15 protein-coding genes are annotated in these 14107 nt (G+C 65.4%); 8 read left to right on the forward strand and 7 right to left on the reverse strand.

The genetic code is table 11. The annotated features are described in order from the left end of the window. Positions 1 to 62: 62 nt before the first annotated feature. A complete protein-coding gene (locus ACRY_RS19110; RefSeq protein ID WP_011942272.1) occupies positions 63 to 518 on the reverse strand; it encodes a nucleoside deaminase in 456 nt (151 codons plus the stop codon). Between the two features lie 54 nt (positions 519 to 572). Here ACRY_RS19110 and ACRY_RS09800 point away from each other — a divergent pair, with 54 nt between their 5' ends. From ACRY_RS09800 to rsmD, 3 genes are read left to right on the forward strand one after another with little or no spacing between them, the layout of a single operon-like run. Further along, positions 573 to 1286, forward strand: a complete 714-nt coding sequence (locus tag ACRY_RS09800) for a gamma-glutamyl-gamma-aminobutyrate hydrolase family protein (RefSeq protein ID WP_011942273.1) — start codon at positions 573 to 575, stop codon at positions 1284 to 1286. Next, positions 1283 to 2026, forward strand: coding sequence for a pseudouridine synthase (locus ACRY_RS09805; RefSeq protein ID WP_007421864.1), 744 nt, complete (start codon positions 1283 to 1285; stop codon positions 2024 to 2026). The genes ACRY_RS09800 and ACRY_RS09805 overlap by 4 nt, the downstream gene beginning before the upstream one ends. Beyond that, entirely contained in the window at positions 2023 to 2580 is a 558-nt protein-coding gene (gene rsmD / locus ACRY_RS09810) for a 16S rRNA (guanine(966)-N(2))-methyltransferase RsmD (RefSeq protein ID WP_011942274.1), read from the forward strand. Before ACRY_RS09805 ends, rsmD begins: the two co-directional genes overlap by 4 nt. Positions 2581 to 2586: 6 nt before the next feature. On the opposite strand, the gene ACRY_RS09815 is transcribed toward rsmD, so the two are convergent. Genes ACRY_RS09815 through ACRY_RS09825 form a run of 3 tightly spaced genes read right to left on the reverse strand, consistent with a single transcriptional unit; the run spans position 2587 to position 6510 of the window. After that, positions 2587 to 3285, reverse strand: a complete 699-nt coding sequence (locus ACRY_RS09815; RefSeq protein ID WP_011942275.1) for a class I SAM-dependent methyltransferase — start codon at positions 3283 to 3285, stop codon at positions 2587 to 2589. A gap of 2 nt (positions 3286 to 3287) precedes the next feature. Continuing rightward, a complete protein-coding gene (locus ACRY_RS09820) occupies positions 3288 to 4646 on the reverse strand; it encodes an ABC1 kinase family protein (RefSeq protein WP_011942276.1) in 1359 nt (452 codons plus the stop codon). Positions 4647 to 4662: 16 nt separating this feature from the next. Then, positions 4663 to 6510 (reverse strand): M3 family oligoendopeptidase, encoded by a 1848-nt coding sequence (locus tag ACRY_RS09825; RefSeq protein WP_011942277.1) that lies wholly within the window; start codon positions 6508 to 6510, stop codon positions 4663 to 4665. A gap of 98 nt (positions 6511 to 6608) precedes the next feature. Here ACRY_RS09825 and ACRY_RS09830 point away from each other — a divergent pair, with 98 nt between their 5' ends. Further along, entirely contained in the window at positions 6609 to 7430 is an 822-nt protein-coding gene (locus ACRY_RS09830) for a 23S rRNA (adenine(2030)-N(6))-methyltransferase RlmJ (protein WP_007421858.1), read from the forward strand. Continuing rightward, positions 7427 to 8392 (forward strand): NAD(P)H-dependent glycerol-3-phosphate dehydrogenase, encoded by a 966-nt coding sequence (locus tag ACRY_RS09835; RefSeq protein ID WP_007421859.1) that lies wholly within the window; start codon positions 7427 to 7429, stop codon positions 8390 to 8392. The genes ACRY_RS09830 and ACRY_RS09835 overlap by 4 nt, the downstream gene beginning before the upstream one ends. Positions 8393 to 8399: 7 nt before the next feature. Here the strand turns inward: ACRY_RS09835 and ACRY_RS09840 are convergent, their stop codons facing one another. Next, positions 8400 to 9107, reverse strand: a complete 708-nt coding sequence (locus ACRY_RS09840; RefSeq protein WP_007421857.1) for a haloacid dehalogenase type II — start codon at positions 9105 to 9107, stop codon at positions 8400 to 8402. A gap of 5 nt (positions 9108 to 9112) precedes the next feature. Beyond that, on the reverse strand, positions 9113 to 9352 hold the full coding sequence (locus ACRY_RS09845) for a twin transmembrane helix small protein (protein WP_231295398.1): 240 nt from the start codon (positions 9350 to 9352) through the stop codon (positions 9113 to 9115). Between the two features lie 28 nt (positions 9353 to 9380). Here ACRY_RS09845 and ACRY_RS09850 point away from each other — a divergent pair, with 28 nt between their 5' ends. Together ACRY_RS09850 and ACRY_RS09855 are read left to right on the forward strand one after the other, a co-directional pair. Continuing rightward, a complete protein-coding gene (locus ACRY_RS09850; protein WP_231295399.1) occupies positions 9381 to 11741 on the forward strand; it encodes a mechanosensitive ion channel domain-containing protein in 2361 nt (786 codons plus the stop codon). A 52-nt stretch (positions 11742 to 11793) separates the two neighbouring features. Next, the gene (locus ACRY_RS09855; protein ID WP_011942280.1) at positions 11794 to 12519 is read left to right on the forward strand and encodes a 2OG-Fe dioxygenase family protein; all 726 of its coding nucleotides are present in this window, start codon (positions 11794 to 11796) and stop codon (positions 12517 to 12519) included. A gap of 7 nt (positions 12520 to 12526) precedes the next feature. Here the strand turns inward: ACRY_RS09855 and ACRY_RS09860 are convergent, their stop codons facing one another. Then, complete coding sequence (locus tag ACRY_RS09860) at positions 12527 to 13534, reverse strand: cysteine synthase A (protein ID WP_011942281.1); 1008 nt, start codon at positions 13532 to 13534, stop codon at positions 12527 to 12529. Positions 13535 to 13627: 93 nt separating this feature from the next. Here ACRY_RS09860 and ACRY_RS09865 point away from each other — a divergent pair, with 93 nt between their 5' ends. Further along, positions 13628 to 14038 carry a rhodanese-like domain-containing protein gene (locus ACRY_RS09865; RefSeq protein ID WP_011942282.1) on the forward strand — a complete coding sequence of 137 codons (411 nt, stop codon included), beginning with the start codon at positions 13628 to 13630 and terminating at the stop codon, positions 14036 to 14038. Positions 14039 to 14107 lie beyond the last annotated feature (69 nt).

A 14107-nucleotide genomic window follows, 5' to 3' on the forward strand; every position in this document is an offset into this window, starting at 1 on the left:
CCATCCTGCGATTGCGACCTTTTGTCGCAGGACAAGAATCGCCTATATGGGTAACTGTTCGGTTAACGCCCGGCAGAATTTGCCGAGTCGCGTTTTTGAGAAAAAAAGTGCCTAAGCAGCTCTGCCGCCGCCGTCTGATCCACCCCGCCGACCACCTCGGGCCGATAGTGGCACGTCGGATGAGAGAAAACCCTAGGCCCGTGCTCGACTCCGCCCGATTTCGGATCGTAGGCGCCGAACACCAGACGGTCGATGCGGAACAAGGAAATTGCTGCCGCACAGAGAGGACAGGGTTCAAGGGTTACAAACAGCCGGCAGCCCTGCAGAAATTTCCCACCCCTCCGCTGCGCCGCCGCGCGCAACGCGAGAATTTCGGCATGCGCGGTCGGATCGCCGCGAGCCTCAACCTCGTTGCCGGCCGCGGCAAGCACGGACCCGCCAGCATCGACGACAACGGCGCCAACCGGCACCTCGCCACGGCGCGCGGCGGCTTCGGCTTCCGCAAGGGCTTGCTGCATCGGGGTCACGCTTGCTCTCTTGCCTTGACGGCCGGATGAGGTCTAGCTCGCGCCATGAAAAACCGGCCCCTGATCGGACTGACACTGGATGCGGAGCAGCCCGGCAGCTACTCGAAGTTCCCCTGGTATGCCCTCCGCTGCAATTATATGGATGCAATCGCCGACTGTGGCGGCGTGCCTGTCGCGCTACCGCACCGGGCGGAACTGGCTACCGACCTGCTTGATGCCGTCGACGCCCTGGTTGTCACCGGCGGCGCGTTCGATGTTGACCCCAAGCTTTACGGTGAGGTCGGACGGCACGAAACCGTCATGTTGAAGGAGGGGAGGACGGCGGCCGAGACGGCGCTGATCGGCGGCGCGCTTGCGCGCGGCATGCCGATTCTCGGCATTTGCGGCGGTGAGCAGTTGCTGGCGGTCGCGCTTGGCGGTACCCTCATCCAGCATATCCCGGACACGGTGCCCGATGCGCTGCCCCATGAGCAGCCGAACCCGCGCAATGAACCGGGACACGAGATCACCCTCACGCCCGGCACCCGCCTTGCCGCAATCGTCGGCGCCGCCACGATGCGGGTCAATTCGGCACACCACCAGGCCGTACGCGCCCCGGGACCTCGCCTCGTGGTGAATGCGGTGGCGCCTGACGGTGTGATTGAGGGCATCGAATCACCAGCGCACCGGTTCTGCCTTGGCGTGCAGTGGCACCCGGAATTCCTGATCGACCCGGGAGACCGGCGCCTGCTCGAAGCCTTCGTCGAGGCTGCGCGATGACCAACCCGGAAAGCGGCGAACGCGGAGAGCGGATTGCGAAATACCTGGCCCGGGCTGGCGTGGCGAGCCGACGGGACGCCGAGCGCATGATCGAGTCCGGACGGGTCGCTCTCAACGGGACGAAGGTTCTGCACCCGGCGACCTTCGTCGCCGCTGGCGACATCATCCTTATCGACGGTAGTCCGGTCGGTGAGCCATCGCGTACCCGGCTCTGGCGCTACCACAAGCGGGCTGGACTGCTGACCACGCATCGCGACCCCGAGGGCCGGCCCACGATCTTCGAGCGGATGCCGCCCGAATTGCCCCGTGTTGTCAGCGTTGGCCGGCTCGATCTCAACAGCGAGGGGCTGCTGCTGCTCACCAATGACGGCGCCCTCGCCCGGCAACTGGAACTGCCGACAACCGGCTGGCTGCGCCGCTACCGTGTACGGGTGCACGGTACGGTCGACCCCGCCCGCCTGGCGGCGCTGAAGGGCGGCATCGTGGTGGACGGTGTTCGATATGGTCCGATCTCGGCTGAAATCGATTCCACGAAGGGATCGAATTCCTGGCTGGCAGTCGGGCTTAACGAGGGCAAGAACCGCGAGATCCGAAAGGTCATGGCCGCGCTCGGGCTTGAGACAACGCGACTCATTCGTATCGCCTATGGCCCGTTCCAGCTCGGCAACCTGCCGCGAGGGGCGGTCGCGGAAGTCAATCCCAAGGTACTCCGCGAACAATTGCCGAAAGTTGGCCGATGACCGGGCCACGAATTATCGCCGGTGCCTGGCGAGGGCGGATCCTCGCCGTGCCGGATGGCCCCCTCACGCGGCCGACCGCCGGACGAGTACGGCAAGCGTTGTTCGACATCCTCCTCCACACATCCTGGGCGGAGGGCGCTGTTGGCGGTCGCATGGTGCTGGACGCATTCGCTGGCTCCGGCGCACTGGGGTTGGAAGCGCTGTCGCGCGGCGCGGCGGGAGCGACCTTCATCGAACAGGACCGCGCGGCACTGGCGGTTCTTCGCCGGAACGTGGCCGCCTGCCGGGCGGAGGATCGCAGCCGCATCGTCGCGGCAGATGCACTCGCCCCTTCCCGCGGCACGCCGCACGATCTGGTCCTGCTGGATCCGCCCTACGGCAAGGGACTCGTGGGCCGGGCGGTGTCGGCATTCGCCACCGCCGGATGGCTGGCGCCGGGAGCACTGATCGCTGCGGAATTCGGCAAGGCAGACCCAACGCCGGACGGTGTGTCTCCGCTCGCCGAGCGGGCACATGGCGCGGCGCGACTCGTCATCTGGCGCCATACGGCCTGACCACGGTCAGGCCATGATCACCGCGACGTGCCCCTTCTCGCCGGCATAGCCGAGATAGCGGTATCTGCGCCCCCTCTCGGCACAGAATTCCTGGAACGCCTTGTATTCGTGCTGCCGCCAGCCTGGGTAGTTGAAATACTCGTCGAACACGATGACCGTGCCGGGCCGGATTCGATCTCCCAGCATGTCGAACACCGTCCTCGTCGAGGAATAGATGTCGCAGTCGATGTGCAGCAGCGCGACCGGCTCCGCGGTTTCAGCGAGGAATGCGGGCAGGGTTGCATCAAACCAGCCGACATGAAGACGCACATTTCCAGGCACTTTTGGCAGGGCACCATGCCGGTCGAACGCGCCGCGGGCCGAGGCGGTGCCCGACCAGTCCTCCGGCAAACCCTGGAAGGAGTCGAATCCATGCACCGTGCGAGCGGTCGCTCGCGCCAGGCAGTTGAGCGAAAGCCCCTTCTCCACCCCGAATTCAAGAACGAGCCCCTGTTCCGGCGCGCGCGACAGGGCGAAACGCAGCAAATCGAACCGGTCGCGCAGCATCATCGCTGCCTGCATATGCTCGATGACGTAGTCCACCGCCTCCCGCTTGGCGGCGAGGCGGATATCGAACGCCAGATCATTGAGATACCACGAATGCAGGATTTTCCTGTAGGCCCGTGCCAGCAACCCGCCGCGCAGCCCGCGCTGAAGAATCGCCATGGTCAGAGCGGCTTCGGCACGCCGGCACTGGCCAAGGCGGCATCCTGACGAGCATCGAGCGAGGCGGCATCGAATTCCGCGACCGTCTCCTGGAAAAGCTGGTGCCAGTTGAGTTCCGCGCGCAACCGGAGAAACACGCTGCCAAGCCCGATGGCGGAGCGGTCCATCAGCACGAACTCGCGCGGCGGACGAACACCGCCGGTGCGCTTCAGCCCTTCATGAACCTTCTCCGCAACACTGCGACCGAAGGTTACGTCGTTGGTCTCCTGTATGGGCCGCACCCGGTCCTGCATCAGCGGCTCGTACAGGAACCGGGCCCATTCGTTCAGCACGTCGAGCTTTTCCTTGGTGATATCGGTAAAACCCCATGAGGAATAGGCGTGATGGGCGAGCGCATCGTCATTGTCACGGATCGCGCGGAAAAGGTCGATCACACCGGCGACGAAGCGCGAGCCGAACACGCGAATGGCGCCGAAATCGAGCAGATTGATGCCACCAGCCTTGTTCACCTGATAATTGCCGAGATGCGGATCGCCATGGATGACGCCGTATCGGTAGAACGGCACATACCAGGCCCGGAACAGGGCGCGGGCCACCCGATTGCGACTTTCCTGATCGGGGTCGGTATCCAGAAAGGCCTGCATCCCGATGCCGTCCAGCCAGGTCATGGTCAGCAGGCGACGGGAGGAATATTCGGGGATCGGCTCGGGGATGACGATATCGGGCTGCCCTTCGAGCATGATCGCATAGAGCCGGGCCTGCGCTGCCTCGCGCGTATAATCGAGTTCCTCGCGCAGCCGCGTTGCGAGCTCGACATAGATGTCGTCCTGGTGGATCGCGTTATCCATCCGCTTGTAGACGGCCATCGCGAGCTTGAGTTGCCGGAGGTCGGATTCCACGGTGCTCGGCATGTCGGGATATTGCAGCTTGCAGGCGACGATGCGGCCATCCGGCAGTTCGGCCTTGTGAACCTGGCCCAGACTGGCGGCAGCCGCGGCCTCACGCCCGAAGGTGCGGAATTTCCCTTCCCAGTCAGGGCCGAGTTCGGCAGCCATCCGGCGGCGGACGAAGGCCCAGCCCATCGGTGGCGCGTTCGACTGCAACTGCGCCAGTTCCCGGGCATATTCCTCGGGCAGGGCGTCGGGCACGGTGCTGAGGATCTGGGCGATCTTCATCATCGGCCCCTTGAGGCCACCGAGAATGGTCTTCAGGTCTTCGGCATGGCGGCCGCGGTCGGTGCGGATACCGAAAACCCGCTCGCCCGCCACCCGCGCCGCAATGCCGGAAACCGCGCCCGAGGTGCGGGCAAAGCGCCTGATTTCGCCGAACAGCGTGCCGCCGGTATCCGCTTCGTTGCCCATGTATCCCCGATTTTCCTCAGTTTTCCAGTTCGTCGATAAAGCCGGCAATCACATCGAGCCCCCTGCGCCAGAACGCCGGATCGGACGCATCGAGGCCAAACGGAGCCAGCAATTCGCGATGCCGCCTCGTGCCGCCGGCGGCGAGCATATCGAGGTAGCGCGCAACGAAATCCGCCCCTGCGCCACGCGCCGCCTGGTCGCGATATACGCCGTAGAGCGCATTCACCAGGCAATCACCGAAGGCATAGGCATAGACGTAGAATGGCGAATGCACGAAATGCGGCACATAGGCCCAGAACATGCGGTAGTCGTCGGAAAATTCGAACGCCGGGCCCAGACTTTCCCGCTGCACGCCAATCCAGATGGCGCTGATCTCGTCAAGCAACAACTCGCCCCGCCGCCGCGCCGCGTGCAGGCGCTGCTCGAACTGGTGAAAGGCGATCTGCCGCACCACCGTGTTCAGCATGTCCTCCACCTTCTGAGCCAGCATCAGCCGGCGACGCTGCGGGTCGCTTTCGGCGTCGAGCAGGGCACGGAAAGTGAGCATCTCGCCGAACACGCTGGCGGTCTCCGCCAGGGTCAGCGGCGTTGCGGCCATCAGATACCCTTGGCGTGCGGCGAGAACCTGATGCACGCCGTGCCCCAGCTCGTGGGCCAGCGTCATCACATCGCGCGCGCGCCCGTGGTAGTTCAGGAGGATGTAGGGATGCACGTCCGGAACGGCGGGATGGGCGAAGGCGCCGCCGGACTTGCCCGGGCGCGGCACGGCATCGATCCAGCCGCCATCGAAGAACCGGGCAGCGATCACGCGCATCTCCGGGCTGAAGGCACCATAGGCGGCGAGTACCCGCTCCCTCGCCTCCGGCCAGCCGATCCGCCGGTCGGACTCGCCGGGCAGCGGCGCGTTCCGGTCCCAGTGTTGCAGACGGTCAAGACCAAGCCAACCGGCCTTCAACGTGTAATACCGGTGGGCAAGCCGGGGATACGCATCGGTCACCGCAGAGACTAGCGCCTCGACCACGGCGGGCTCCACCCGGTTGGCGAGGTGGCGCGCTGCTTCGGGCGACGCGTAGCGCCGCCAGCCATCTTCGATCGCCTTGTCCTTCGCGATCGTGTTCAGAATCTGGGTGAACAGCCGTGCATTGCGCTGCAGGGTCGTACCGATCGCATGGCCGGCTGCCTCGCGCTGCGCGCGATCCGGGTCGGAAAGCCGGTTGAGAGCCGCGGAGAGCGTCAGTTCCTCGCCTGCAACCGGGACCCGTAGCGCAGCGATGGTCTCGTCGAACAGGCGGGACCAGGCGGCATGGCCTGTCACCTCCTTTTCGTGCAGGAGCCGCTCGATCTCATCGGAAAGCTGATGCGGGCGCAGGGCGCGCAGGTCGCCCAGCCACGGCGCAAAGCGCGCCAGCGCAGGATCGGCGAGCGCCGCCTCGAAGGCGGCGTCGTCAATCTGGTTGATCTCCAGCGTGAAGAAAACGACGTCCGCTCCGATTTCCGTCGCCCGTTCGGATATCGACTGGTAGAACTGCCCCGCAGTCGGAACGGTCGCGTCGGCGCTGAAATTCAGCTGGGCGAAGGCGTGCAAACGCCCAAGCCCCTGTTCGATCGCCTCGTATCGGGCAATCGCCTCGGCGAGCCCAGAGCCGTCCAACCCGGCAACCCGTCCGCGAAAAGCGGCGGCAAAGGCGCGCGCATCGGCGCCCAGCCTTGCGATATCGGTCGCGATCGCGGGATCCTCGGTGCCACGGTAGAGATCGGTGAGATTCCAGGACGGCAGGGCGAAGGCGGCGTCGCTGTCGCATTCAGGCCGTACTGTTACGCCGGCCAGATCGTCGGGCGGGGCCAGTGGCCGAATCAACGTCATCAATCACTCCTTACGTCCCAGAGATAGGCCGGAAAAGCCGCCCGTCAAATGCCGGGCTCTGGCGCGTCCCGCCGCAGGCGATTATCTGCCGATCCAAGATGAATTATCGCCACGCCTACCACGCCGGCAATGCCGTCGATTGCATGAAGCACGCGCTGCTGGTTGTGCTGCTGCGCGCGTTGACACGCAAGGAGAAGCCGCTGTTCGTGCTCGATACCCATGCGGGAATCGGCATCTACGATCTCGCCGGCCCGGAAGCGGGCCGCACCCGCGAATGGGAAGGCGGTATCGGCAAGCTCCGCACGGTCGCACCCACCGCTCTTGCAGATTATCTCGGGCTGATCCCGCCTGGCCTTGCCTATCCTGGATCGCCGGCCATCGCGCGCGCGCTGCTTCGGCCGGGCGACCGCCTTGCGCTCTGCGAACTTCACCCCGAAGATGCGGCGGTACTGAAGCGCCGGTTCCGCGGCGATCCGATGGTGCAGGTTCATGCCCGCGACGGCTACGAGGCCGTGACCGCGCTGTTGCCGCCGCCCGAGCGCCGCGCCCTTGTGCTGATCGACCCACCGTTCGAACGGCCCGACGAGTTCGCCGCGTTGGCGACATCGCTGGATGCCGGGCGGCGGAAATTCCCCTCGGGGATTTTTGCCGCCTGGTATCCTGTGAAGCACCGGACGCCGGTTCGCGATTTCGCTGCCGATATGACGGCCAGAGGCATTCCCGACATTATCGTCTGCGAGATGCTGCTCCGCCCGGCACTCGACCCGGCGCGGCTCAACGGATGCGGCCTGCTGGTGATCAATCCGCCTTATGGTTTCGAAGCCGCGGCGGCCCCGGTGCTGGAAGCACTTCGTGCGGTGCTGGGCGAGGCGGATGCCAGCGTTGCAATCACGCGGCTGGCCCGGGAGAATGGGGTATGACGGCACATCCCGAATTCGCCGTGATCGGCGCCGGGGCCTGGGGCACCGCGCTCGCCTCTCTTTATGCGGCGCAGGGGCGGCGGGTCGCGCTTGTCGCCCGCGATTCTACAAAAGCCGCGGCACTGGCAACCACGCGCACGACGCCGCGTCTGCCCGGGCTTCGCCTGCCTGACTCCCTCGCCGTGACGGCGCGTCCGCCCGAAGCGCCGGTCACGCTGCTTGCCGTACCGTTCCAGCATCTGCGCGAGACCCTCGGTCGCCTGCCGCAAGGCAATGGTACGCTTGTGCTCTGTGCCAAGGGAGTGGAACGCGAAAGCGGCGCATTGGGACCGGAAATCGCGGCGGAAATGGAGCCGCGGCGGCCATGCGCGGTGCTCACCGGTCCCAATTTCGCCCACGAGATCGCCATCGGCCTGCCGGCCGCCGCCGTTCTGGCCATGACCGATGACGGGGCACGGCGCGACCTCGTGCAACACCTCGCGACACCGCGCCTGCGCGTTTACGGCAGCGCGGATCCAATCGGTGCCGCACTGGGCGGGGCTGCGAAAAACGTGATCGCCATTGCCGCCGGTGCGGTGATCGGCGCCGGCCTCGGCGAGAACGCGCGCGCGGCGCTGATCACCCGCGGCCTTGCCGAAATCGCGCGCCTGACCGAAGCGCTGGGCGGGGCGGCGGAGACGATCTCCGGCCTTGCCGGGCTCGGCGATCTCATCCTGACCGCGACCGGCAGCGCGAGCCGGAACTATCGCGCCGGCCTTGCCTTTGGCCAGGGCAAGAGACCCGATACGGAAGCTGGCGTGATCGAGGGTATCGCCACAGCGCCGGCGCTTCTTGCCCGCGCCCGGGCAACTGGTTGTGAAATGCCGGTCACAGAGGCGGTAACCGATCTGCTCGCCGGCCGCATCACGCTCGAGGCCAGCATGAACCGGCTGCTACGCCGGGCCCTGCGCGACGAGCGCTAATCGAGACTCAGACGCCGAATTCGGCGGCCAGTGCCTCGACCGAATCGACGACCACATCCCACGGTCCGGAAGGATTGGCGCGGTCTCCGGTCGCGGCGCCGAATTCGAGCGGACGGCTGATGAAGGCAGTGCGCAGGCCGAAACTCGCAGCGGCGGCAAGATCGTCGTTATGCGCCGCAGCGAGCATGACCTCGTGCGGGGCAAGACCGAGATAGTCGCATGCGCCGAGATAGACCTCGGCATCCGGCTTGTAGTGCCGAAAAATATCCGAACCGAACGTGACGTCCCACGGGAAGCCATTGCGCCGTGCGAGCGAAACCTGCAACGCAAGATGCCCGTTCGAGAGCGGGCCGATGATGACCGCCTGCCGAAGCCGCGCGAGGCCTGAAACCACGTCCGGCCAAGGTGCCAGGCGGTGCCACAGCTTCACCAGGTGATCGCAATCGGCATCGCTGAGCGGCCCGAACCCGTGCCGGCGGGCCAGTTCGACGACCGCATCGCGATGCAGGTCATCCAGAAGAGTCCAGGGTATCAGGCCGCGCCGCACCCGGTCCATCGAGGGCCGATAGGTCCGGCGCCAGGCATCGGCAACCTCGGCCCAGTCGGCGGAACGGCTGCGGGACGAGCCAAACGCCGTCAGACCGGCGATCACGCTGCCACGCCAGTCCACCAGCGTGCCGAACACGTCAAACAGAACGGCGCGGGGCTGCGTCATGCCGGTCAGGCGGTCACGAGCAGGATGACCACAAGCGCCACCGCGACCGCCTGAAGGCCCACACGCCAGCGCATCAACCGGTTCTGCCGTCGCGGATCGGCGCCCTGCGTCATGCCAACGGCGCCGGCCAGCAGAACGGCCACCACCGCAACCATGTCGACGCCGAGGAGGATCAGAAGAATATCACGCATACCTTGCCATATAATGACTGACTCCGGCCGTCGATAGGGGGTGGCGGTTGACATGAAACGCGATGCCCCTTTCAGAGGAGAGATGTTCCGCGCCCTGTCGCTCGCCCTGCCGATCCTGGCATTGCTCTTGGGAGCCATCCCGGCCGCGAGCGCGGCTGCGCCCGCCTCCAAGGCCACCGCAGCCGCGACATCGCCCGCCGTAAAGGCCGCTCCGCCCCTCACCGCCACACAGATCGACACTGCGATCGCGACGCTGCGCGACGCGAAGCAGCGCGCCACCCTTATCGCCACGCTCGAAGCCATGAAAGGAGGGGCGACAGCGGCCACGACGCAACAAGCCGCGCCAGGTATTGGCCTCGGCATCGCGCAGACGATCGAGGAATGGGCGGAACAGACGCTTCAGGGGATCGGGCGAGCCCTCAGCGACGCGACCGACATTTCCCTGATCTGGCATTGGATTGAGTTCGTCGCGACGGATGCGTGGCTGCGGCACACGGTATTGCAGGCGACCTGGCGGCTGGCCGTCGTACTGGTGGCGGCTCTCTGCGCCGAATGGGTGGTCCGCAGGGCATTGCGTCAACCTCGTACGAGCCTGTTGCGAAACGCGGCGCGACGGCGAGCCGCAGATGGACCGGGGCAAGAGGCCGACGGGGCCGAGGGAATTGCGGCTGCCGAGGCAGGAGAGACCGAGCGCTCACGCCGCCGCCAGCCGCTGCGACGCTGGTTGCGCCGCGTCCCGTGGGCCCTGGGCCATTTCGCCCTCGAACTCGTGCCGGTCATTGCCTTCGCACTGGCAGGTGTCGCTTTGGTATCGGGCGGCATCGCGGATGACAGGGTCTCACGTCTTGTGATCGGCGCCGCGCTGGAAGCCTATGTCGTTTCGCGGTTCGCGATGGAATGCGCCCGTCTCCTGCTCAACCCAAGGGCGCCGGAAATTCGGCTGGCAGGCCTTGGCGATGACCGGGCACGCTGGCTCACCACCTGGCTGCGAGCCATTGTTGGCACAGTCGCCTTCGGATACGCGGCAATTGCGACGGGCGGCCTGTTCGGCCTCTATCCGGCAGCCAGCCGCGTGCTGGTCAAGATCGTTTCGCTGGCGGTGCATCTGATGCTTGCGGTCATGATCCTGCAGGCGCGGCGGCCGGTGGCGGCCTTCATCCGGGGGGAGACGCCGTCGGCCGGCTTCACGGGCGCGCTCAGGGTCGGACTCGCGCATACCTGGCACATTCTCGCTCTCTTTTACGTGATCGCCCTATGGGTCGCATGGGCGATCGGGGTACCGCACGCCTTCTTCATCATGCTGCGGATCGTCGTGGTCCTCGGCCTCGTCGCCATTATCGGACGCGGAGTCGCGGCCAGCCTGGCGTCGGGGCTCGATTCGCTGTTCGACGAGCGAGGCACGCTACGTTCTCGGCATCCCGACCTCCACGCGCGGATGCGGACCTATCTCCCGGTCCTGAAACTCTCGACAGGCTGCGTGATCGCCGCGCTCGGCCTTCTGGTCACGCTGCAGCTTTGGGGAGTCAGCGTGTTTGCCTGGTTCGCCGGAACCACGCTCGGGCGCCAGATCGCCTCGGCAGTCGTGACCATTGCGGCAGCCATCCTCATCGCCCTCATCGTCTGGGAGGCAGCAAACGCCGCGTTGGAAGCTCACGCCGAGCGTCTGATACGTCAGGGGCGTCCCGGCCGCGCCGCCCGCTATCGCACCCTTCTCCCGATGCTCCGATCGGTCCTCATGGGAGCCATTCTGGTTGTGGTCGCGCTGGTGGTGCTCGGCGCCGTGGGCGTCAACATCACGCTTCTGCTCGGCGGGCTGTCGATCTTCGGGCTCGCCGTCGGCTTCGGCTCGCAAAAGCTGGTGCAGGACATCATCACCGGACTTTTCCTGCTCCTGGAAGATGCCGTGCAGGTCGGAGACTGGGTAACCCTCGCCGGAATTTCCGGCAGCGTCGAGAAACTCTCGATCCGCACCATCCGGCTGCGCGCCGGCGACGGTTCGCTGAACGTGATCCCGTTCAGCGCGGTGAGCACGGTATCAAATTTCTCACGGGAGTTTTCATTTGCGCCGATCACGGTCGGCGTTGCCTACAAGGAGGATATCGACCGCGTCTTCGCCGTGATCCGGGATGAGTTCACGAAAATGCGCGCGGACCCGGAATGGGCGCCGAATATTCTCGGCGATATCGAACTTTGGGGCCTCGACCAGTTCGGTGCCTCCTCGCTCGATATCGTGGGCCGCATGCGCACCCCGGCCGGACAGCAGCATGCGGTACGCCGCGAATTCAACCGCCGCCTCAAAATCCGGTTCGACACCGAGGGCATCGAGATACCCTTCCCCTATCAGCGGCTGACCATCGATCCGGAAGAATTCCGCGCCGCGTTTGGCTCCGGCACTTCAGGTGAGGCACGCCGGCCGCACGAGACCACGCCGGAGAATGGCTGAGTTTCACACGGCGCACGGTTTCCCCGGACGGAGAAAGTGTTATTTCTGACGCATGGACCCCATCGCTGCCCGCAACGAGCTTGGCCTTAAACTCGCCGGAGACGGATTTGCCTTCCTTTCCGGTGAAGCGTTCGACTGCATGCTACCCGCCGAAGCGGTCGCCTCCGCGGCGTGGGACGGCTTCGCGGCGAGCTGGGACAATATGCCGCTTGATGAATACATGGCCGATGGAGGGCGTTATCGGCGTCGGCGCTTCGGCGTGTTCAGCGCGATATCAAATCAGACGATACGTCGCGCGCCGCATCAGGCTCACTATCAGACGCGTGATTACAACGTTCTGAACGGTGGCGTGGAGCGCTGGTTCGAACCGATCGGTGACGATGTCGCGGCAGGCCTCACCTTCCAGGCCCTGCTCGGCTTTACCCGCTCGCTTTTCGAGGAACGGATCGGCAGCGTTGCCTGGCATATCGAGGCCCATCAGTTCCGGATCGAAGCGCCGTCGGATGGCGCCGGCCTGCCAACGCCGGAAGGCATGCATCGTGATGGAGTCGATTTTGTCTTCGTGCTGATGGTGCGGCGAGAGAACATCAAGCAAGGCACGACGACGATCCACGATCTTGCCGGAAACGATCTCGGCAGCTTCACGCTGACCCGCCCTCGCGATTCGGCACTTGTGGATGACCGGCGCGTGTTTCATGGCGTGACGCCGGTGGTCCCGATCGACCCCGCGCGCCCCGCCTTCCGGGATGTTCTGGTCCTGACCTACCGTCGCGTCTGATTCCCCCTTACCCGAGCCAGGGCGGCACCGGCAGCCCCTTGCCGCGCAGGAATTCCGGGTTGAACAGCTTCGACTGGTAACGCGACGCGCCATCGCAAAGGATCGTCACGATCGTGTGGCCCGGCCCCATTTCGTGTGCGACGCGAATGGCCGCTGCGACATTGATTCCCGCGGAACCACCGACCGAGAGGCCCTCGTGGATCATCAGGTCGTAGACCTGCCCGAGCATTTCGGTATCGGGAATGCGCACCGCATCATCAATTGGCGCGCCTTCCAGATTGGCCGTAACCCGTCCCTGGCCGATTCCCTCGGAAATCGATGATCCGGAAGACGTTATCTCACCGGTCTTGATCCACGAATGCAAGGCGCTGCCTTCGGGGTCGGCAAGCACGATGCGGGTGGCCGGATTGCGCTCCTTCAACGCCAAGGCGACGCCGGCGAGCGTGCCGCCGGTTCCGCAAGCGCAGGTGAAGGCATCGATCCTGCCGCCCGTCTGCGCCCATATCTCCGGCCCGGTCGTGCGGCGATGCCCCTCCCGGTTGGCAAGGTTGTCGAACTGGTTCGCCCAGTAGCCGCCGCATTCCTCGGCAATACGACGGGAAACGTGAACGTAGTTGCCGGGATCGCGATAGGGTTTTGCCGGCACGAGGCGCAGATCGGCGCCGATCATGCGGAGAAAATCCTTCTTTTCCTGGCTCTGCGTCTCGGGCATCACAATAATGCTGCGATAGCCGCGCGCATTGGCCACCAGCGTGAGGCCAATCCCGGTGTTGCCCGCCGTTCCCTCGACGATGGTGCCTGACCGGCCCGGCGTGAGCAGGCCCCGCGCCTCGGCATCCTCGATAATCGCGAGCGCCGCACGATCCTTCACAGAGCCGCCCGGATTCATGAATTCGGCCTTGCCAAGGATTTCACAGCCAGTCGCCTCGGATGCACGACGCAGGCGGATCAAGGGTGTATGGCCGATCGCACCGATGAATCCGCCGGCGATCGAGGTCGCTGATTGCACTGTCACGCTGTTCTTTCTCCCGTGTAACCGTCTTGCATCAGAACCTGGCGTCGGACAACAATGCTTCGATGCCAGGAAGGCGATGAACCGGAGGATGATATGGTTGACGATGTGGCTCCGAAACAGGTGTGGGAGGCGCTGATGAGCAACCCCGAGGCCATGCTCTGCGATGTGCGGACCAGCGCCGAGTGGACCTTTGTCGGGCTACCCGACCTCTCCCAGGCCGGAAAGCAGGTCATCCCGATCGAGTTGCAGGTCTTCCCCAGCATGCAGCACAATCCGCATTTTCTCGACGAGATGAAGCGCGCGGGCCTAAACGCGGATCACCACGTCTATTTCATCTGCCGTAGCGGCGGCCGCAGCATGGCTGCGGCACGGATCGCGCAGGAGCATGGCTTTCCCCATGTCTACAATGTGAGGGACGGATTCGAAGGCCCGCACGACCAGCGCGGCCATCGCGGCCATGTGGCTGGCTGGAAGCATGATGGTCTGCCCTGGGTGCAGAAATAGGCGTTGGTCCACCGGCGCGCGGAAGCAGCCCTGCGCACGCGTGTCTGGAAAACCTCACCTCCCTGCCCT

This window comes from Acidiphilium cryptum JF-5, assembly GCF_000016725.1.
GTDB lineage: Bacteria > Pseudomonadota > Alphaproteobacteria > Acetobacterales > Acetobacteraceae > Acidiphilium > Acidiphilium multivorum.